This window comes from Mesorhizobium oxytropidicola (genome assembly GCF_056174625.1).
Window position 1 is genome coordinate 5,434,816 of sequence record NZ_CM149692.1, and the last position, 18,870, is coordinate 5,453,685.

Annotated in this window: 19 protein-coding genes, 1 pseudogene and 1 riboswitch; of the genes and pseudogenes, 7 read left to right on the top strand and 13 right to left on the bottom strand. The window is 63.1% G+C overall.

Going from position 1 to position 18,870, the window contains the following annotated elements:
* Window positions 1-15 precede the first annotated feature (15 nt).
* Window positions 16-221: riboswitch (cobalamin riboswitch) on the bottom strand.
* A 257-nt stretch (window positions 222-478) separates the two neighbouring features.
* The 5 genes and pseudogenes from AC0V8S_RS27320 to AC0V8S_RS27340 form a co-directional block, all read right to left on the bottom strand.
* Window positions 479-1,468 (bottom strand): substrate-binding domain-containing protein, encoded by a 990-nt coding sequence (locus AC0V8S_RS27320; protein ID WP_475434527.1) that lies wholly within the window; start codon window positions 1,466-1,468, stop codon window positions 479-481.
* A 71-nt stretch (window positions 1,469-1,539) separates the two neighbouring features.
* Window positions 1,540-2,590: pseudogene (locus AC0V8S_RS27325) on the bottom strand (ABC transporter permease).
* Complete coding sequence (locus AC0V8S_RS27330) at window positions 2,590-4,107, bottom strand: sugar ABC transporter ATP-binding protein (RefSeq protein WP_475434528.1); 1,518 nt, start codon at window positions 4,105-4,107, stop codon at window positions 2,590-2,592. The pseudogene AC0V8S_RS27325 and the gene AC0V8S_RS27330 overlap by 1 nt, the downstream one beginning before the upstream one ends.
* Before the next feature lie 22 nt (window positions 4,108-4,129).
* Entirely contained in the window at window positions 4,130-5,122 is a 993-nt protein-coding gene (locus AC0V8S_RS27335; protein ID WP_244661624.1) for a LacI family DNA-binding transcriptional regulator, read from the bottom strand.
* A complete protein-coding gene (locus tag AC0V8S_RS27340; protein ID WP_179298087.1) occupies window positions 5,115-5,297 on the bottom strand; it encodes a hypothetical protein in 183 nt (60 codons plus the stop codon). The genes AC0V8S_RS27335 and AC0V8S_RS27340 overlap by 8 nt, the downstream gene beginning before the upstream one ends.
* A gap of 54 nt (window positions 5,298-5,351) precedes the next feature.
* Here AC0V8S_RS27340 and AC0V8S_RS27345 point away from each other — a divergent pair, with 54 nt between their 5' ends.
* Window positions 5,352-6,185: a GyrI-like domain-containing protein gene (locus AC0V8S_RS27345; RefSeq protein ID WP_475434530.1), complete on the top strand. Its 834-nt coding sequence runs from the start codon at window positions 5,352-5,354 to the stop codon at window positions 6,183-6,185.
* Window positions 6,186-6,239: 54 nt separating this feature from the next.
* Here the strand turns inward: AC0V8S_RS27345 and AC0V8S_RS27350 are convergent, their stop codons facing one another.
* From AC0V8S_RS27350 to AC0V8S_RS27370, 5 genes are all read right to left on the bottom strand, one after another.
* Entirely contained in the window at window positions 6,240-6,554 is a 315-nt protein-coding gene (locus AC0V8S_RS27350) for an antibiotic biosynthesis monooxygenase family protein (protein WP_475434532.1), read from the bottom strand.
* 255 nt (window positions 6,555-6,809) lie between these two features.
* The gene (locus AC0V8S_RS27355) at window positions 6,810-7,760 is read right to left on the bottom strand and encodes a bifunctional helix-turn-helix transcriptional regulator/GNAT family N-acetyltransferase (RefSeq protein WP_475434533.1); all 951 of its coding nucleotides are present in this window, start codon (window positions 7,758-7,760) and stop codon (window positions 6,810-6,812) included.
* A gap of 62 nt (window positions 7,761-7,822) precedes the next feature.
* Window positions 7,823-8,968, bottom strand: a complete 1,146-nt coding sequence (locus AC0V8S_RS27360) for an alanine racemase (protein ID WP_475434535.1) — start codon at window positions 8,966-8,968, stop codon at window positions 7,823-7,825.
* Window positions 8,965-10,245: a D-arabinono-1,4-lactone oxidase gene (locus AC0V8S_RS27365; RefSeq protein WP_475434536.1), complete on the bottom strand. Its 1,281-nt coding sequence runs from the start codon at window positions 10,243-10,245 to the stop codon at window positions 8,965-8,967. The genes AC0V8S_RS27360 and AC0V8S_RS27365 overlap by 4 nt, the downstream gene beginning before the upstream one ends.
* Before the next feature lie 5 nt (window positions 10,246-10,250).
* On the bottom strand, window positions 10,251-11,438 hold the full coding sequence (locus AC0V8S_RS27370; protein ID WP_475434538.1) for an MFS transporter: 1,188 nt from the start codon (window positions 11,436-11,438) through the stop codon (window positions 10,251-10,253).
* 124 nt (window positions 11,439-11,562) lie between these two features.
* Here AC0V8S_RS27370 and AC0V8S_RS27375 point away from each other — a divergent pair, with 124 nt between their 5' ends.
* Window positions 11,563-12,189: a TetR/AcrR family transcriptional regulator gene (locus AC0V8S_RS27375; RefSeq protein ID WP_475434540.1), complete on the top strand. Its 627-nt coding sequence runs from the start codon at window positions 11,563-11,565 to the stop codon at window positions 12,187-12,189.
* Between the two features lie 31 nt (window positions 12,190-12,220).
* On the opposite strand, the gene AC0V8S_RS27380 is transcribed toward AC0V8S_RS27375, so the two are convergent.
* Entirely contained in the window at window positions 12,221-13,072 is an 852-nt protein-coding gene (locus AC0V8S_RS27380) for a hypothetical protein (RefSeq protein WP_475434542.1), read from the bottom strand.
* Between the two features lie 86 nt (window positions 13,073-13,158).
* Between AC0V8S_RS27380 and AC0V8S_RS27385 the strand changes: the two genes are divergently transcribed.
* The 3 genes from AC0V8S_RS27385 to groL all read left to right on the top strand — a co-directional run bounded on the left by AC0V8S_RS27385 (window position 13,159) and on the right by groL (window position 16,275).
* A complete protein-coding gene (locus tag AC0V8S_RS27385) occupies window positions 13,159-13,953 on the top strand; it encodes a class I SAM-dependent methyltransferase (protein ID WP_475434544.1) in 795 nt (264 codons plus the stop codon).
* A gap of 307 nt (window positions 13,954-14,260) precedes the next feature.
* Window positions 14,261-14,557: a co-chaperone GroES gene (gene groES / locus AC0V8S_RS27390; protein WP_010915433.1), complete on the top strand. Its 297-nt coding sequence runs from the start codon at window positions 14,261-14,263 to the stop codon at window positions 14,555-14,557.
* A gap of 62 nt (window positions 14,558-14,619) precedes the next feature.
* Window positions 14,620-16,275, top strand: coding sequence for a chaperonin GroEL (groL, locus tag AC0V8S_RS27395; RefSeq protein ID WP_096456696.1), 1,656 nt, complete (start codon window positions 14,620-14,622; stop codon window positions 16,273-16,275).
* A gap of 76 nt (window positions 16,276-16,351) precedes the next feature.
* Here groL and AC0V8S_RS27400 read toward each other — a convergent pair whose 3' ends face one another.
* Window positions 16,352-16,810 (bottom strand): VOC family protein, encoded by a 459-nt coding sequence (locus AC0V8S_RS27400; RefSeq protein WP_183458124.1) that lies wholly within the window; start codon window positions 16,808-16,810, stop codon window positions 16,352-16,354.
* 125 nt (window positions 16,811-16,935) lie between these two features.
* Here AC0V8S_RS27400 and AC0V8S_RS27405 point away from each other — a divergent pair, with 125 nt between their 5' ends.
* Both AC0V8S_RS27405 and AC0V8S_RS27410 read left to right on the top strand, forming a co-directional pair.
* Window positions 16,936-17,820, top strand: a complete 885-nt coding sequence (locus AC0V8S_RS27405; protein WP_475434547.1) for a LysR family transcriptional regulator — start codon at window positions 16,936-16,938, stop codon at window positions 17,818-17,820.
* Between the two features lie 212 nt (window positions 17,821-18,032).
* Window positions 18,033-18,173 carry a hypothetical protein gene (locus AC0V8S_RS27410; RefSeq protein ID WP_475434548.1) on the top strand — a complete coding sequence of 47 codons (141 nt, stop codon included), beginning with the start codon at window positions 18,033-18,035 and terminating at the stop codon, window positions 18,171-18,173.
* 2 nt (window positions 18,174-18,175) lie between these two features.
* On the opposite strand, the gene AC0V8S_RS27415 is transcribed toward AC0V8S_RS27410, so the two are convergent.
* Complete coding sequence (locus tag AC0V8S_RS27415) at window positions 18,176-18,784, bottom strand: TetR/AcrR family transcriptional regulator (RefSeq protein ID WP_183458122.1); 609 nt, start codon at window positions 18,782-18,784, stop codon at window positions 18,176-18,178.
* Window positions 18,785-18,870 lie beyond the last annotated feature (86 nt).

Consider the following 18,870-nt stretch of genomic DNA (forward strand, 5'->3'; position numbering starts at 1 on the left):
CCCGGCACACCCCGTCCGGTCAACTCAGTGATGGCAGGTCTCCTGGCTCGCGGGTCTCGGCGCAATCCTGCCTTCCCAGCCTTGCCGGCCAGTGGCATTTCGGATCTTGCTCACCGCTTACAGTTGCGGGGGCAGCCACGGTCTCGACCTTTGAGGGTCTCACCGTGTTCCCTTTTCACCCCTTGCCTTTCGGCGCGGGGACCATCACCGGGCAATCGTAGTTTTGCCCCGGACGCATCGCAACGATTCTTTTCGACCGAGCCTGTCACCATCGTGGCACCAGCAGCCTGCGACCTCGTCAGAGAAGGCGCATACAACATCTCCGTCTGTTATGTAATAACAGAACTGTTAAAGACATATCCTCTGCCGCTGTCAATCCCTTGCCACCACCCTTCGAGTGCCGGAGAAGGTTGCGAACGTAGACAGGGCGGGTTCGCGTGAACCCGCCCTGGATCGGATGGTCTACAGGCAGACGGGCTTACTTCCCCGCCAGCGCCTTCGCATTCTCAGCCGTGATCGCGGTGGTCTCCACCGTTACCGTCGCGTCCACCGAAGTGGCGCAGTCGAGCAGTATCTTCTTCGACATCTCGATCGCTTCCTTCGCACCCGTCGGATAGGTGAAGGTCGCCGCCCAGTCGCCCTTGGCGACGGCCTCGATGCCGCCGGCCGGGCCTGGCAGGCCGTCGGTGCCGATGATCTTGACCTGCTTGCCAGCTCCCTTGGCGGCAAGCAACGCGCCGGCCGCCATCATGTCGTTCGAGGCGTAGAGCACCTTGATATCGGGATGCGCCTGGAGCATGGCCGAGAAGGCGGTCTGGGCTTTGTCCGGCACCCAGTCGGCGGCCTGCTCGGCCACGACCTGGATCTTGGCATTCTCCTTGACGCCGTCCTTGAAGCCGTTCAACCGCTCCACTGCCGGCGTCGAGCTCGGCAAGCCTTCCAGCACCGCCGCCTCGCCGCCGTCCGGCAGCAAGGTCTTGGCGGTGTATTTTCCGGCTTCGAGCGCGATCTTGTAATTGTCGCCGCCGATGAAGGCAGTGTAGTCCTTGCCGGGATCGCCGACCGTCTTGCGGTCGAGTTCGATGACAGGGATGCCGGCATCCATGGCGCGCTTCACTGCCGGCGTCAGCGGTGCCGCCTCGAAGGGCGAGATCAGCAGCAGATCGACTTTCTGGGTGATGAAGTTGTCGACCTGCGAGGTCTGCGTGTTGACGTTCCCGGCGCCGTCGGCGATCTGCAGCGTAAAGCCCGGCACCGCCTTGGCGGCCGCCGTCAGCTCGTCATTGACGTGCTGGCGATAGGGCTCGGCATTATTGGCCTGCGAAAAGCCGATGATGAACTGGCCGTCCTTGGCGCAGGCCTTGACCAACGGTTCGGCAGCCTGGGCGGCTCCCGCGATGCATAGGCCGGCGCCTGCCAGAAGCACGGCATGAAGCGTGCGCCTCGTTCCTTTTCTCATGGTCTTCATACTCACTCTCCTCCTTGTCGGGCCGGGGGGCCAGATCTTGGTTTGACTTCGACTTTTGTGCCGTCTTCCTCCTAACGACCCAAACCCTCGCGGCGGCGAACGAGGGATTGAAGCACTGCCGCCAGCACGATGATCGCGGCGGTCGCGAGCAACTGCATGGCGGGCGTGATGTTGTTGAGCTGCAGGATATTGGCGAGCGCGCCGAGCATGATGGTGCCGGCGACGGTGCCCACCATCGAGCCGGCGCCACCGAACAGGCTGGTGCCACCGATGACCACGGCGGCGATCGCGGTGAGTTCGTAGCCCATGCCGTCATTGGCGCTGCCGAAATTGAACTGGCCGGCATGCACGATGCCGGCAAGAGCGGCGGCAAAGCCGGTGATGGCATAGACCGAGATCTTCACCATCGATACGGGCACGCCGGAAATACGCGCCGCGCGCTCATTGCCGCCGACGGCAAAGACATAGCGGCCGAAGCGCGTGGTGTTGAGCACGATCGTCGCGATCGCGGCAAAGACGATGAAGACGATGGTGGCGACCGGCACGGTGTTGTTGAACAGCCGCTCGCCGAGGATCGCAAACACCGGCGGTGCCAGGCCCGGCCCGTCGCCATAGGAAATGTTGATGTACTGGTTGCCCGACACGACCAGCGCCAGGCCGCGCGCCGCCTGCAGGCCGGCGAGCGTGACGATGAACGGCTCCAGCCGGAACCCGGGTGGAGATGGTGCCCTGGATCGCGCCAAAGACGATGCCCATGACGAGCACCGCGAGGATGGTGGGAATGAGCCCGAAACCGCCCGAGATCATCATCGATGCCGTGACGACGCTGGACAGGCCGAGCACCGCGCCAACCGACAGGTCGATGCCGGCGGTGATGATGACGAAGGTCATGCCGATGGCGATGATGCCGGTCTCCGACACGGCGCGCACGATGTTGGCGATGTTGTCGGGGTCGAGGAACAGGATCTGGCCATGCCGGCGCGGTGAGAAGATGATGCCGCCGATCGCCACCACGACCAGGCCGATCAGGCTCTGGAAGCGCACCACCAAAGCGAGCGGATCGCGATGCACCGGTGCCGCAGCAACCGGACCGCTTGCCTCCGAGATCTTCTGTTCAGACATCAGGCCTCCCTGCCATTTGCCGCGTCAAGCACCGTGTGCTCGTCGACGCCGCCGATGAATTCCGCCACGTTGCGCCCTTCGCGCAGCACCACGATCCGGTCGCACAGACCGATCAGCTCCGGCATCTCGCTGGAGGCGACCAGGATGCCGAGCCCTTGCGCCGCCAACTGCCTGAGCCGCGCGTAGATTTCGCCCTTGGCACCTACGTCGACGCCGCGAGTCGGCTCGTCGAGCAGCAACAGCCGGGGATTGCCGAGGATCTCCTTGGCCAGCACCACCTTCTGCTGGTTGCCGCCGGACAGGGCGCCGACAGCGATGTCGGGATTCTTCGGCCTGATGTCGAACTGGCCGAAGGACTGCTTCACCGCATCCGCCTGGCGGCGCGACGACATCAGGCCGAAGGGTGAGATGCGGCGGATGACCGACATGACCAGGTTGAGGCCCACCGCCATTCTCAGCATCAGCCCGCTGCCACGCCGGTCGTCGGTGACGAAGGCAATGCCGGCGTTGCGCGCGGCCTTGATGGAATCGAGTTTTACGGGCCGGCCGTCGATGGCGACCTCGCCTTCCCAACGGCCGGACAGACCGGTGCCATAGAGCGCACTGAGCAGCTCGGTACGCCCTGCCCCCATGATCCCGGCCAACCCGACGATCTCGCCGGCCTTGACCTCGAGGGAGACGCCAGCCGGCGGCTGCCATCCAGCGCTTTCATGGGCGAGCCTGAAGCGCGCATCGCGCAGGCTGAGCAACGTCTTGTCGGCCGCCCTTGACCGTTTGGGATAAAGCTCGTCCAGCGGCCGCCCGACCAAAAGCCGGACCAGCTCGGCCTGTGGGGCGTGCGGCTCGGTGACGCCGGCGACGCGGCCGTCGCGCATGACCGTCACCCGGTCGGCGATCTGCGGCACCTCTTCCAGGCGATGCGAGATGTAGACGATGCCGACGCCGCTGGCGGCGAGCTTGCGCATGATGTCGAACAGCCGGTCGACCTCACCCACCGTGAGCGCCGCCGTCGGCTCGTCCATGATGAGCACGCGCGAGGCGTAGGACAGCGCCTTGACAATCGCCACGACCTGGCGCTGGCCGATCGACAGGTTCGCCACCATGCTGGCCGGGTCGATGGCCAACTCGATGGCTTCGAGCCGCCTACGAGCCTCGCTACGCATCGCCGGCACGTCGAGGAAGCCGCCAGGCCGCATCAATTCGCGGCCGAGGAACAAGTTGGCCGCCACGTCGAGCGTCGGCACGAGGTCGAGCTCCTGGAAAATGGTGGCGATACCGGCCGCCTGCGCCTCGCGCGGATTGTTGAAGGCGACCGGCTTGCCGTCGATGTGGATGGTACCTTCATCGGGCGTGTAGACACCCGACAACAGGTTCATCAGCGTGGATTTGCCGGCGCCGTTCTCGCCGAGCAGCGCATGGATCTCGCCGGCCTTCAGGCCGAAGTCGACACCGCGCAGCGCCTGAACGCCGCCGAAGCGTTTGACAGCACCGGTAACGGAAAGCAGCGGCGCGCTCATGCTGACCTCATGGGGGCTGACCTCATGGGGCCGGCCTCGCGCAGGACTCTCGGACCTGCAGCGCCGCCTGCAGCCGTACTGCCTGCGGCTCCAGGCCGGTCGATGCGATGCGGGCGCACAGCAAGGCTGCCGCCTGCCGTCCGATCTCGGTGCAGGGCTGCGCGACCAGCGTCAGCCGCGGCTCGAAGCAATCAGCCCATTCGAAGTCGTCGAAGCCGGCGAGCGAGAGGTCTCCCGGTATTGAGAGGCCGCGTTCTCGAATCGCCCGCACCGCTCCGATCGTCGTCATGTTGTTGCCCGTGACCAGTGCGGTGGGCGGCGACGGCAGGGACAGGATCGCATGGGTCGATGCCGTCGCGCTCGCCGTGTCGACATTATCCGGCGAAACATAGTGCGGCAGGCATTCAAGTCCATTGGCGGCCAGCGAGGCGCGAAAGGCCTCGATGCGTTCGCGCGTCGTCGCCAGGCCCGGCTGGCCGGCGATATAGCCGATGCGTTTGTGGCCGAAGGCGGCGACGTGGTCGATGAGTGCGCGCATCGACGACTGGTTCTCGACACCGATCTGGTCGAAGCGCTCGTCGGCGAAACGGTCGATGAGCACGCAAGGCAGCTTCTTCTCGGCCAGGTAGTCGATGGCCCGCTGCGGCGCGCCCGACGGCGCCAGGATAACGCCGTCGACCCGCCGCTGGTGGAAGGCGCGCACCACCGAAAGCTCGCGGTCAGGGTCTTCCTGCGTGTCGGACAGGAACACCATGAGGCCGAGGCGCGCGCATTCGGCCTCCACTGCGCAGATTATGTCGGTGAAATAGGGGTTGGAAATCGCCGAGATCGCCAGGCCGACGCTGTTGGTCGAGGCCACTTTCAGCGACCGCGCCAGCTCGTTGGGCTGATAGCCCATCGCGGCGATTGCATCATTGATGAGCCGCGCCTTCTCCGGCGAGACAAAGCGGGTGCGGTTAATGACATGCGAGACGGTCGAAACCGACACGCCAGCGCGGCGCGCGACCTCAGCCATTGTCGGCATGGCGGCACAAACGGAGTGCTGGCAAGCGCTCCTCCCTGATGATGCGTTCCAGTCCGCTCTCATTGGCTTTGGCGGATTTTGATGAAGCATAATGCCATCGAAACGTTTGCGCAATCGCTTCGATGGCTTTCCCGGCCAAATCTAGGTGCTGCGCAATTTCGATCAAACTGGCGGCGTGGCGAGGTGGCAATATGATCCGGCCGATGCGAGAAGGAGAGCCATGAACCCGACCGAGAAAGCGCTGTGGTTTGTCGAGAGCCATCTGCCGGAAGCGATATCGCTCGACGATGTAGCCCTAAGCAGCGGCGTGTCGCGCTTTCATGTGACGCGCGCCTTCGGTGCCGCCACCGGCCGGTCGGTCATGGGCTACATGCGTGCGCGCCGGCTGACCGAGGCGGCGCGCAAATTGGCCGGCGGGGCGCCCGACATCCTCTCGGTGGCGCTCGATGCCGGCTACAATTCGCATGAGGCTTTCACCCGGGCCTTCCGCGACCAGTTCGGCACCACGCCGGAGCTGGTGCGCGCGCAGGGTTCGACCAAGACCCTCGACCTCGTGGAGCCGATCCTGATGGACCAGTCCTTTCTTGCCAACCTCGAACCACCACGCTTCGAAACCAGCCGGCCGTTCCTGATCGCCGGGCTCGGCGAACGCTACAGCTGCGAGACCAGCGCCGCCATTCCGATGCAGTGGCAGCGCTTCGGCCCCTATATCGGCAACATCCCGGGCGAGACCGGCGACGTTGCCTATGGCGTCTGCGTCAACGGCGACGACGCCGGCAATTTCGACTACATCGCCGGCGTCGAGGTCTCGGACTTTTCCGACCTTCCCAGGGAATTCAGCCGCGTGCGCATACCGGCACAGAAATATGCGGTGTTCGCGCACCGCGAACACATCTCGACCATCCGCCGCACCGTCAACACGATCTGGAACAAATGGCTGCCCGCCTCCGGGCACGAAATAGCGGACGCGCCCGAATTCGAACGTTATGGCCCGGAGTTCGATCCGCGTAGCGGCAATGGCGGGCTGGAAATCTGGATACCGGTCAAGTCATAGGTGCCGAGCAGATCGTACCCCGGCATGTGGCCAAGGCACGGTCCGCCGCTCCGTCTACTCCACGGTGAATGCGACCTCATAGAGGCCTGGATGGGCCTGGCCCAGGGCCTGGTTGCGATCGAGAAAGCCGTTGCTGCGCAGATGCTCGAAGACCCGCCGCATGGCTGCCTGATCCTGCGCCTGGGCGTAATTGACGACACGCGTGCCGTCGAGACTTCGGTGCAGGCTGGCGGACATCCAGCCGGGAACGCCGCGGCAACTCATTGCCGCCTCCCGCAGCAAGTCGATCAACGCCTGCTGTCCGCCTTCGGGCACGGTGAAGACATTGATCTGGGTGATGACGCCGGTGTCGGCGCGAATGATGGGCATTCTCTCTTCTCCTTCGTTGGCGCTTGGCAAACGAAGGAACGCCGATCAGCGAAAACCCCGAACGCCAAGCCGGGCGTAAAGCACGCCGTGGGCTTGCCGTGGGTTCCCATATGGGATGGGAACGGAGCTTCCAGCTGGTGGAAGGGAGCGGGCTTACCGTTTGCCGCTCCAGGGTCCTTTTCGACCCGTGTTCCATAGCATCGGCGCAGGCCGCCAACAACCGCGCATCATGGCACGGATGCCGGGGAAGGCTATCTAGAGGTCAAGATTCCAGGTCTGGCCAACCAGATCCTTGCCGAAGGAATGGTGAGGCTCTTCCTCGATCAATTTGAAACCGGCCACCTGGTAGATGTGGCGGGCGGCGGTCAGGATGTCGTTGGTCCACAAGGTCAGCGTCTTGTAGCCTTTCGCACGGGCAAAGCCGATGCATTCCTCGACCAGCCGCTTGCCGATGCCAAGGCCGCGCGCCGAAGGTTCGACATAGAGCAGGCGCAGCTTCGCCACCTCGGGCGACTTGCGCACAACGAAGACCGAGCCGACGACCTCGCCATCGCGCTCGGCGATCCAGCTGCGTTCCCATTTCGGATCGAAGGATTTGACGAAGGCCGCCAGGATTTCCGCGACCAGCGCCTCATAGGTTTCGTCCCAGCCATAGTCCTGCGCGTAGAGCATCCCTTGCCGGCGGGTGATCCAACCGATGTCGCCGACCTCAAGCGGCCGCAACAGATAAGGGATTTTTGGCTCGGCGCTTTCGCCGAGCAGCGCCTGGACCGTGCGCATGGACTTCACCAGCCGGTCCTGCTCGGACGCCGGTAGCCGATCGAGCAAGGCCGCGACCTGGTCGTGCGAATCCTTGTTCAGCGGCGCGAAGGCATTCCTGCCTGCCGGCGTCAGCGCAATCGACGATTGCCTGGCGTCCGAAACCAGCGTCGACCTGGAGATGAGGTCGAGGGCCTCGAACTTCTTCAGCAAGCGGCTGACATAGCCGGCATCGAGACCGAGATCGCGTCCGAGGTCGGTCGCGGTCAGACCGTCGCGATGCGCCAGTTCGTAGAGCACACGCGCCTCGGTCAGCGAGAAGGCGCTTTTCAGCAGCCCTTCGTCAAGCAGTCCGATCTGACGGGTGTAGAAGCGGTTGAAGGCCCGCACCGCATCGATCAGCTCTTTGTTGGGCGCATCGTTGTTAGGCTGATGGTGAATCGTCATGGGGCATCTCCGGTCCGCACAAGATCAACCATTTACTTGACTAAGTCAATTATCCGAGTTGATCACATCGTCGGCAAAACCGGCCAGCGATCAACGATCTCGCCGCCGGAAAGCACCGCGATCGGCCCGAATTGCTGCAGCACGGCCTCGCTCTGCGTCGGTCGCAGGAAGGCGTAATCGCCTGGCCTGGCAGTGGCATCGGCAGGCAGGCCCATGAATTGCTGGTTGGAAGACAGGCCGAGCAGGCCGTTCGTCTTCATGCCTTCGGGAAACATCGGTTCTGCCATCCATTTGCCGCCATAGAGGTAGCAGCCCTTGCGTGGAAACCGGCCGAGCGCCTGCAGCAGGCGGGAAACGGCCGGCGGACCAGGCAGCATAGGCTCGACCACCTTCAGGATCGGCGTCGCGATGAACGCCGCCGGCTGGAAACCGTCGAGGCCGGGCGTGTCGAAATCGCTGGGCAGCACGAAGGCCGACCCCATCGACACTTCATTGGCAGCGCCGCCGTGATGGAGCAGCGCGGTCTTGCTGCCGCCAATGTTGAGAATGCCTCGCTGGTCCGCACTCAGGCGCGCGACGAAAGCGGCGGCCCGTTCCGAGGCCTGCGCCAACGCTTTCGCCGAACCGCCGAACAGGCCGGGAATATGCGGCGCATGCGCCTCATAGGCCATGACGCCTTCGCAATGCAGCCGTTTGTGGACTGCCAGCGTGCTTAACGCTTTCGACAAGGTCTCCGGGCTGGCGAAGCCGCCACGATGCAGCCCGACGTCGATCTCGAAGGCGACGCGCAGGTCGATATCGAGTTCGATCGAGAGAGCGCCATACTCCGCCAGTCTTTCCTCACTGTCGATCAGCCAGCAGACACGCGACCAATCGGCGTCACCCTTCGCCAGCACCGCCCTTGCCGCGCTGACCGGCATTGGTTTGCCATACAGGAGATCCGCGTCCGGAAACGCTTTCAGCACCGCCGCGCTGATCGGCGGATGGAAGGTCATGAAGCGATCGGTTCCAAGCGCCTTGCCGATATGCGAAAGCAGCGGCAGGCAAGCGAGCGACTTGTCGACCAACCGCACGGCAAGGCCCGGATCAAGCCTCGCTTTGACCAAGGCAATATTGCCATCCAGCCGGTCGAGGTCGAGCAGCAGGCAAGGTTGGAAGATGCCGGCTTGTTTTAGCGCCTGAGAAAGCGTGGCAAAATAGGCGCTCATGGCTCGATGCCGAACAGGCCGGCCATATAGGGCGAGACGAAGCGGTTTTGCGGATCGATGTCGCGGCGCACCGCCATGGCATCGTCCCAGCGCGGGTAGAGCTTCTTGAAGTCCGCCGCTTTCAGGCTGTGCATCTTGCCCCAATGCGGCCGGCCGCCATATCTGCGGAAGATCGGCTCGGCCGCTCGCATAAAGGGTAAGGGATCGTTCGCGGCATCATGGTGGATGGCGATTGAGCAAGTCGGCCTGTTGTAGAAGGGCGAGAGCCAGAACTGATCGGCCGCGACGCTGCGCACCTCCATCGGGAAATAGACTTCCGGAAAGTGCTTTTCGGTCAGCTCGATGATTTCGGCCAGCGCCTTCGGCCCTTCCTCGAACGGAAGGTGATATTCCATCTCGTTGAATTTGGTCTGGCGGTCGCTGGCATAGACGTTGAGCCAGTCCTGCACATAATCCTCGGACGGCACTTTCGCGACCGCGCCGAGGATCAGCCGGCGGCGCAGCGACGGCAGCCAGGCAAGCCCGGTGCGCAGCCGGCGCAGTGTGCGCAAGGAGCCCTCGTCATCCTCGGTCGGGCGCGCGGTGGTCGCCTCGGTGCTGAAATCGCTGGCGATGAACTGCGCATAGCCGGAGAACGGAATGTAGTAGAATTCGGCCGAGCGATGCGCGGTCATCATCTTTTCGAAGTCGCGCAGCATGTCGGCGATCGGCAACACCCATTTGCGGCGGCGCAGCCGGTAGGTCGCAATGTTGTTCAGCGTCACTTCGCTCAAGACGCCGAAGGCACCGAGCGCGACGCCAATGGCGTGGATCGTGTCCTGGTCCCCTGCCCTGGTGAAGTCGCGAACCTTGCCAAGACCATCGACGATCTGCACGGTCTCCAATTGCGTGTGATAAGCGCCGAGCGTCGGTCCCGAGCCATGGGTAGCGGTTCCCAGCGCACCGCCAATCGCCTGGCGGTCGATGTCGCCCATGTTGGGCAGGCCTTGGCCGATGCCTTGCAGGATGTGCATCAGCGAACCGAGCCGCGTCCCTGCCCGTACGCGCGCCTGATGCTTTTCAGCGTCATGCGAAACCAGCCCCTCCAGCTTTTCCAGAGACAGGATCGTGCCCTCGGATTTCACCAGCGGTGTGAAGGAATGACCGGCGCCGACGACGCGTATCGGGCCGGGCGCGGTGCGAATGAGACCGCCGAGTTCGCCGGCATCGGCGGGACTGGCGATCAGCCGCGGTTCGGCAGTGACAAAGCCCGACCAATTGCTCCAGATGTTCGACATGGCGCTCACGCAACAACCCGGCGACGTCGCGCCACGAAGACAAACAGGCCAAGCAGCGCCACGCTGGCCAGGGCACTGCCGGCGGCGAATTCCGGCACCGGGCGAAAATCCTTGCCGTCGATGAGCAGCGACGCCGCGACCGGCCCGATCGCCAGGCCGAAGAGCTGCGCGGCCGGCACCAGCAGCACGGCGGTGCGGGTGTCATCGGCCGTGATCGCCAGCCGGATCTGGTAGGGCACGATGAACAGGAGGATGAAACCCATGACCAGGGCGGCGACCCAGAATGTCGTAAGGCCAGGTCCACTGGCGAGAACCAGCGAACACAAAAGCGCCACCACACCGATCACCACGATGGCAATGCGATAATCGATACGCGCCTCGAACACGGTCGCCGTCATCGCGCCCAGAACCTGCACCGCGAGGCTGGCCGAGACGATCAGGCCGACCGTGCGGCCATCGATGCCGAACTGCGCGCCAAGCGGCTCAAGAAAGGCCCAGACGGAGCCGAAGAACATGAAGTAGCAGAAGACGCACAACAGTGCGGTCATCGAAGGAACCGTCAGCACATTGGCCTGGTTCTCGTCCTTCGGCAGATCGGCGTAGTCAGCGGGGACGATGAAAGCGATCACGAGCGACAGGACGCAGACGACCGCGAGAATGAGAAAGCCGCCAGCCGATCCGGCGGCCGGGATGACATAGAGCGCCAGCAGCAGGGCAAGCGCGCACTGCGCCAGCGTCTGCATGGTGACGAAATAGCCGCCGATTCGTTCGGCCCGCCGCGATCGCGCAATCAATTCGGTGGCGACCGCCACAAGGCCGCCTTCGGCAAGGCCGGCCAAAGCGCGTGCAGCCATCAGCGTATTGGCGCCAGCGGCATAGGCCGTCCAGACATTCGCCAGCGCCAGCAGGACGAGGAGGATTGCACTTTTCCAGCGCATGTTGCGGGCCGACAGCAACATCGCCACAACAGCTGAACCGAGCGCGATGGCGATCATCTCGGCGGTGGCGACCAGCGCCAGCTCATCGCCGCTGACATGGCCCTCGGTGTAGAGAGCGCCGAGCAGGACGGGCTGGAGACCCAGAATGAGCAGGCCGACCGAGCCGATCCACAGGGCCGAGGCAAGCTGTCCACCGGTCGGATTGCCGACCAGCCAGTCGCCGTCGCCCACATGACCGGTGCTTGTCGAAGTCAAAGGCGCCTCCCAACGTCCTTGCCGCACGGCAAAAAAACTGACACTCTGTCAGCATTTCAGAAACTGATACTTGATCATATTTTTTGTCAACCAGAATTTGGCAGTTCGTGCGAAAGACCGGTGCATGACGGAAGCAAGGCGAACAGCGACCGAACCGAGGCGCAAGCCCAAGCAGGAGCGCAGCCGTGAGCGCATCGAAGCCATCCTGGCGACGACCATGCGGCTGATCGGCGAGAAGGGCATCGATGCCGTCACCATGAAGGAGGTCGGCATGTTGGCAGGCGGGCCGATCGCCACCGTCTACCACTACTTCCCCAACAAATCGGCGATCCTGGCAATGCTCTACGAGCGGTTCTCGGAGGTCAGCCGCGCGCGATTGACTGCGATCATCGCCGATGTCCGCGAAGCCAAGGACGTCATCGTTGCGGCCGACCGGCTGCTTGACGACTACCTCAGCCGTGTTGCCGGCGATCCGGCCATCCAGGATCTGCAGAACGCCATCCAGGCCGACAAGGCGCTCAAGAATCTCGACATCGCCGAAACCCGCCATCAGGCCAGGATGTTCTGTGATCATGTCATCGCCTTGCTCGAGCCGGGCAAGCACGAGCAGTTCGAACGCATGGTTCTCTTGATCTTCCAGCTCGCCGGTGGCGTGGTGCGGCTGGCGCTTGCGGAGGGCGAGGCGGAAAGCCGCCGGACCATCGAGGATTACCGGTCGATCATCCACACCCAGTTGCGGCTGTTTCTTTAGGCCGGCGCAATGACGATCGGTCCCTTGCGACCTATCTCGCCTGGCGGATGAGGCCTTCGAAGCCGTCAGCCAGTTCGGCAGCGCCGGCCGCGAACATTTTCACCAGGTTCTGGGGACGGCCGGGAGTCTTGTTGGCATCGAGCAGGATGGCCCTGCCCTCATGCATGACGAAATCGAATTTCCCATAGTCGAAGCCGAGTTCACGCCGCCGCTGGCGCATTTCGTCGGGAACCGGGACGGTCTCACGCCGGATCGTTTCCGACGCCTTGACCAGGCTGTTCGGCGAGACGTAGCGGGTGCAACGCTCGCGCTCTCCGCAAAACACCCAGAAGCGCGCGGCAAAACCGTCGGGTTCTCTTTCCGGAATGAATTTTTCCACGACCAGATCATCATTCTCGAAGACGCCATCCGGAACCTCGCCAAGGGATCCATAGACCTCATAGGGCCGCAGGGTCGGCAGATGCGGAAAAGGCGGCGGTCTGCCGGCGCGCTTCGATCGCCGGTTGAGGAGCGTCTCCGGAATGCCCAGATTGTTGAGGTTGCTTTTGACGATGACCGGGCCTTGCCACGCATCGCCTTCCGATAGCAGGGCCCCGCTGATCCGCCGTTTGGAGATGTCGGACGCCCCGACATTGAGGCAGATCGGAAAACGCTTGGCATAGTCGACATGGTCCGCGGGCGTTACTGTCGCATCGACATGCAGAACCGCGATATCGGCATCTTGTGTCTTTGCCGGACCCTGTTGAATCCGGACCGAATGGCCACGCCTTTTCAGGTCCTCCAGAACATCGAAAAGCAGATAGGGGCTGCCCCTGCGCAACAGAAGGTTGCGCTTGCCCAGGAACCGGTCATGCTCATGCGTTATGACGACTATGCGCGACACGGCTTTCCCCTTGGCTTCAATGCCCGCTTCTATTAAGCGGCTCTAATCGATCGATGCCAGACTTTCCTGGGCTGCAACGGGTTTGAATGACAAATCATTGGGATAACTATCATCGGCACTGGAAGCTTTTGGACGCCCCGCTGCGGCCGACCGCGGAAACGGTCAGCATATTCGATCGCGAACTTGATCTCGGAAATGCCGATGTCCTTCTGCTCGGCGTGACGCCTGAACTGGCAGTCCTGGGCAGGTCGATGTTGGCGATCGATCAATCGGCAGCCATGATTTCCGGCGTATGGGCCGGCGACAACGCTTCGCGCAGGGCGATGGCGGGAAACTGGCTCAGCCTCCCCCTGGAGCGGGCAAGTTTCGATGCAATCATCGGCGACGGATGCCTCTCGGCGGTCGATTCCAGGGCCGCACGCCATGCACTGTTCGGCGAAATCGCAAGGGTGCTGAAACCCGGCAGGCGTGCGGCGATCCGCGTTTTTGCGCGGCCGGAAACGGCGGATGACCTGCACAGCATCGAAGCTTTGGTTCTGGCCGGCGGGGTCGAGAATTTTCACGCGCTCAAATGGCGCATCGCGATGGCCTGCACGACGGACGACGGCGATTTCACAATCAAAGTGCGAACGATCCGCGACACATTCGACAGCCTGTTCCCCGACCGCGAAGTTCTTGCCGCACGAACAGGATGGAGCATGACGTCGATCAACACAGTCGACGTTTATGCCGGCTCAGACATAAGCTACAGCTTCGCGACGCTGGCCATGCTGATCGACGAGGCGAGCACCTGGTTCGGCGACGTACGCGTCGTGCCGAGCGGCTCCTATCCCCTGGCGGAACGCTGCCCCCTACTGGTGCTTGGATCTCCCAATGCTTGATTTGGAGACTCGTGGGATCGGGCTGCCTTCGAAACATTGACTTCCGATTGACAGGGCGGCATTCGAGCAGCGTTCGACCGGCAGCCCCTATTTTGCGCAATCGCACAGCTGCACGAGAAAAATTTCCTGCGATTGCCCCTTCCCGCGCGCCTTGACTCTCGCAGGTCGGCGGCCTATTTCAGCGCCACGTTAGCACTCGCCCTCGGTGAGTGCTAACCACAGCTCCGGCGCCGCCGGGCGTTGTAGGTTGTCCGGTTTCACCGGACGGAGGAACTGTTTCTCACCGTTCTCATTCGAGGAAGAAAAAATGGCAAAGTCGAAGTTCCGCCCGCTTCATGACCGCGTGGTCGTTCGCCGGGTCGAATCCGAATCCAAGACCGCCGGCGGGATCATCATCCCGGATACGGCGAAGGAAAAGCCTCAGGAAGGCGAGATCATCGCCGTCGGCTCCGGCGCCCGCGACGAAAGCGGCAAGCTGGTCCCCCTGGACGTCAAGGCTGGCGACCGCATCCTGTTCGGCAAGTGGTCGGGCACCGAAGTCAAGCTCAATGGCGAAGACCTTCTGATCATGAAGGAATCCGACATTATGGGCATCATCGGCTGATCATCGGCCTCACCGTCAACTGAATTCCGGGCTTACCCCAAGCCCCTGCCAGGAGCTTAAAAATGGCTGCTAAAGACGTAAAATTCTCCCGTGATGCCCGCGAGCGCATGCTGCGCGGCGTCAACATCCTCGCCGACGCGGTGAAGGTGACCCTCGGCCCCAAGGGCCGCAACGTCGTCATCGACAAGTCGTTCGGCGCCCCGCGCATCACCAAGGACGGCGTCACCGTCGCCAAGGAAATCGAGCTTGAAGACAAGTTCGAGAACATGGGCGCGCAGATGGTCCGTGAAGTTGCTTCGAAGACCAACGACATCGCCGGCGACGGCACCACGACCGCGACCGTTCTGGCGCAGTCGATCGTCCAGGAAGGCCACAAGGCGGTTGCCGCCGGCATGAACCCGATGGACCTGAAGCGCGGTATCGACCTCGCCGTCAGCGAAGTCGTCACGGCGCTCGGCAAGGCTGCCAAGAAGATCAAGACCTCCGAGGAAGTTGCCCAGGTCGGCACGATCTCGGCCAATGGCGACGAGTCGGTCGGCAAGATGATCGCGGAAGCGATGCAGAAGGTCGGCAACGAAGGCGTCATCACGGTTGAGGAAGCCAAGACCGCCGAGACCGAACTCGAAGTCGTCGAAGGCATGCAGTTCGACCGCGGCTACCTCTCGCCCTACTTCGTCACCAACGCCGACAAGATGGTTGCCGATCTCGAGGACGCCTACATCCTGCTCCACGAGAAGAAGCTCTCCAACCTGCAGGCGATGCTGCCGGTTCTCGAGGCTGTCGTGCAGACCTCCAAGCCGCTGCTGATCATCTCGGAAGACGTCGAAGGCGAGGCCCTGGCCACGCTGGTCGTCAACAAGCTGCGTGGTGGCCTGAAGATCGCCGCCGTCAAGGCTCCGGGCTTCGGTGATCGCCGCAAGGCCATGCTGGAAGACATCGCCATCCTCACCGGTGGCCAGGTCATCTCGGAAGACCTCGGCATCAAGCTCGAGAACGTCGGCCTCAACATGCTCGGCCGCGCCAAGAAGGTGTCGATCTCCAAGGAGAACACCACCATCGTCGACGGCGCCGGCAAGAAGGCCGAGATCCAGGGCCGCGTTGCCCAGATCAAGCAGCAGATCGAAGAGACCACCTCGGACTACGACAAGGAGAAGCTGCAGGAACGTCTGGCGAAGCTCGCCGGCGGCGTTGCGGTGATCCGCGTCGGCGGTGCGACGGAAGTCGAAGTCAAGGAAAAGAAGGACCGCGTCGATGACGCCCTCAACGCGACCCGCGCGGCCGTGGAAGAAGGCATCGTTGCTGGCGGTGGCGTGGCCCTGCTGCGCGCTTCGGCCAACATCAAGGCCACCGGCGCCAATGCCGACCAGGCTGCTGGCATCAACATCGTGCGTCGTGCGCTGCAGGCTCCGGCCCGCCAGATCGCCTCGAACGCCGGTGCGGAAGCTTCGATCGTTGCCGGCAAGATCCTTGAGAACAAGGGCGCGACCTTCGGCTACAACGCCCAGACCGGCGAATATGGCGACATGATCGCCATGGGTATCGTCGACCCGGTCAAGGTTGTCCGCACGGCTCTCCAGGACGCGGCCTCGGTCGCCGGCCTGCTCGTCACCACCGAAGCCATGATCGCGGAGGCTCCGAAGAAGGAGTCGGCTGGCGGCGGCATGCCTGGCGGCATGGGCGGCGGCGGCATGGGCGGCATGGGCGGCATGGACTTCTAATCCAGCCTACCCGGCTTTTGCATACGAAAGGGCGGCAGCGATGCCGCCCTTTTTGTTTCTGGTGGGCATGTCGCCCTCAAACGACCTCGGCGAGTTCGATCAGATTGCCGAACGGGTCGGCGAAGAAAGCCAGCTTGCGGCTGATGTCGTCGAGCTTGAACGGCTCGGTGACGATGGTGACGCCGCGCTTGCGGAGTTCGGCGACCGTCGCTTCGATGTCGGCCACGTTGATGCAGAAATGATGATAGCCGGAATAGCGCAGGCTGTCGGCGAGATCCTTGTAGGCCGGCGCATCGATCGGCAGCGGATCACCGCCGCCCAGCAATTCGATCATGAAATGATCGTCATTGGCCGGCGCCAGATAGGCGAGCTGCTCGTCGGCGAATGACCATTCGCGAACGACACGGAAATCGAGCTTGTCGACATACCAGCTCTTGGCGATCTCGTAGTTGGGGACGCGCAGCGCCACGTGATGACCGCGCATGTTGGCAAAGACCGAAGCGGTGTTTTTGGCGGGCATCGGGAAGTCAGTCATCTCAGTCTCTCCTTTTGATCGTGAGCCGCGGAGTGGTTGCCTGCGGCGATGAGGAGAAGATGGCGCAATTCAATTGCGCGCATTAGAGTGACAATTCTATCGATACTCCTGAGTGAAAATCATCAATGCGAACGACCGACCTCTCTGAACTTGCCGCCTTCGATGCAGTGGCCCGCCACCGCAGTTTTCGTCGGGCGGCGGAGGAGCGCGGCGTCACGGCTTCGGCGATCAGCCATTCAGTCAGCAATCTCGAGGAGCGCGTCGGCATCCGACTGCTCAATCGCACCACGCGCAGCGTGTCGCTGACCGATGCGGGGGCGATGCTGCAAGCGCGGCTGGCACCGGCCTTCGGCGATATCGGCGCGGCACTCGATGCCCTCAATCAGTTCCGCGACACGCCGTTCGGCAAAGTGCGCATCAACGTGCCGAACTCGATCGCACCTTTCGTGCTCGGTGGCATCATCGGACCACTCATCACAAACAATCCCAATCTCGAGATCGAGATCGCGGCGACCGACAGGCTGGTCGACATTGTCGAAGAGGGCTTCGACGCAGGCATCCGGCTGGGCGAGAGTCTTCGGGAAGGGATGATCGCCGTGAAGGTCAAGCCGCGACTGCGCTTCGCGGTGATCGGCTCGCCAGACTATTTCCGCAACCGAAAGATCCCGCTTACGCCGCGCCATCTCGGCGATCATGTCTGCGTGCAGAACATGTACCCAAACGGCACGCACTACCCCTGGGAATTCGAGCTGAAGGGCGAGGCGATTGTCTTTCATCCGAGTGGCCCGATCGCACTCGACGACCATGAGCTGATGGTGCAAGCCGCGCTATCTGGTGTAACGCTGGCCTATGTCTGGGAGAACCGGGCCGAACGCGACATCCTCAACGGCAAGCTGATCCGCTGCCTGGACGAATGGTGTCTCCCTGAAGATTGGCTCTACCTCTATTATCCGAGCCGGCGGAACATGTCGGCCGGGCTGCGCGCTGTCATCGACGCGATGAAGGCATGAAACAGAAAACGATGGCGGCCATCGGGTTCTGCGCCGCCAGATCGTGCAGCTGCCTCTTTCTTGAGCAATTTCCAAGCAAAATCAGTAACTTCGATTGCATCTTAGCAGCGCCGCGCGATTTGTCGGACAATATTTTTTAACACATTCACGATTACTAAAGAGCGTGAGCACGGCGGGGTTGCTCCAACGTGTGGCGTGTCGGGTAACCATGGATGCAATTTCTCCGGCGTTTTTTTCAGAGCCGCGACGGCAATGTGCTGATCATCTCGGCACTGGTGATGCCGGTGCTGACGTCGCTGGCGAATGGCCCGAACCTCAGCGCCAGCGCATGCTTCCCGAACCAGGGGGCCTGACTTCAGACAGCGGCGTCCGCGCGTCGCCGCACCTCGCCGGCAAGCACCGCGGCTTCGATCAGCGCCGCGACCTCGTCGGCCACCGCCTGTAGCGGGGCGCGGTCGCGGGTGGCGCGGGCGATCACCATCAGCCCTTCCAGCGACGATTCCACCAGCAGCGCCAGAGCGTGGGCACGGCGTTCGGGCACCCCTGCCCGCATGAAGGCCTCGCGCAGCAGGCCTATCCACTGCTCGAACGCCGCGCGGCAGATCTCGACCAGGTCCGGCACGTCGTTCGGCGCGTCGAGCACTACCGGCGCGATCGGGCAGCCGAGGGAGAACTCGTTCTCCTCCAGCATGCGGCCCACCGACTGGTAAATGTGATGCACGGCGACCGCCGGATCGTGTTCCGCCGCCAGCGCCGCGCCAAGACGTTCCGTCACGCCGGCCACGCTGTCGCGTGTCACCTCGATGACCAGCTGGTCCTTGCCGCCTGGAAAATGGAAGTAGAGCGAGCCGCGCGGCGCGCCGCTGGCGCTCAAAATGTCGTTCAGTGATGTGCCGTGATAGCCGCGCCGCCGCAAAAGCAGCGCCGTCGCTTCGATCATGCGGGTGCGTGTGTCTGTCGCCATGTCAGCCTCTGTCAGGAACACGCATTATAGGCCTTGCTCCGAATATGACAACCGGTCTACATAATATGTAGATCGGTCTACATACG

Coding starts and splice junctions, on each gene's coding strand:
- AC0V8S_RS27320 (WP_475434527.1), bottom strand. CDS start 1,468: ATGAAGACCATGAGAAAAGGAACGAGGCGCACGCTTCATGCCGTGCTT.
- AC0V8S_RS27330 (WP_475434528.1), bottom strand. CDS start 4,107: ATGAGCGCGCCGCTGCTTTCCGTTACCGGTGCTGTCAAACGCTTCGGC.
- AC0V8S_RS27335 (WP_244661624.1), bottom strand. CDS start 5,122: ATGGCTGAGGTCGCGCGCCGCGCTGGCGTGTCGGTTTCGACCGTCTCG.
- AC0V8S_RS27345 (WP_475434530.1), top strand. CDS start 5,352: ATGAACCCGACCGAGAAAGCGCTGTGGTTTGTCGAGAGCCATCTGCCG.
- AC0V8S_RS27350 (WP_475434532.1), bottom strand. CDS start 6,554: ATGCCCATCATTCGCGCCGACACCGGCGTCATCACCCAGATCAATGTC.
- AC0V8S_RS27355 (WP_475434533.1), bottom strand. CDS start 7,760: ATGACGATTCACCATCAGCCTAACAACGATGCGCCCAACAAAGAGCTG.
- AC0V8S_RS27360 (WP_475434535.1), bottom strand. CDS start 8,968: ATGAGCGCCTATTTTGCCACGCTTTCTCAGGCGCTAAAACAAGCCGGC.
- AC0V8S_RS27365 (WP_475434536.1), bottom strand. CDS start 10,245: ATGTCGAACATCTGGAGCAATTGGTCGGGCTTTGTCACTGCCGAACCG.
- AC0V8S_RS27375 (WP_475434540.1), top strand. CDS start 11,563: ATGACGGAAGCAAGGCGAACAGCGACCGAACCGAGGCGCAAGCCCAAG.
- AC0V8S_RS27385 (WP_475434544.1), top strand. CDS start 13,159: ATGACAAATCATTGGGATAACTATCATCGGCACTGGAAGCTTTTGGAC.
- groES (WP_010915433.1), top strand. CDS start 14,261: ATGGCAAAGTCGAAGTTCCGCCCGCTTCATGACCGCGTGGTCGTTCGC.
- groL (WP_096456696.1), top strand. CDS start 14,620: ATGGCTGCTAAAGACGTAAAATTCTCCCGTGATGCCCGCGAGCGCATG.
- AC0V8S_RS27400 (WP_183458124.1), bottom strand. CDS start 16,810: ATGACTGACTTCCCGATGCCCGCCAAAAACACCGCTTCGGTCTTTGCC.
- AC0V8S_RS27405 (WP_475434547.1), top strand. CDS start 16,936: ATGCGAACGACCGACCTCTCTGAACTTGCCGCCTTCGATGCAGTGGCC.
- AC0V8S_RS27410 (WP_475434548.1), top strand. CDS start 18,033: ATGCAATTTCTCCGGCGTTTTTTTCAGAGCCGCGACGGCAATGTGCTG.
- AC0V8S_RS27415 (WP_183458122.1), bottom strand. CDS start 18,784: ATGGCGACAGACACACGCACCCGCATGATCGAAGCGACGGCGCTGCTT.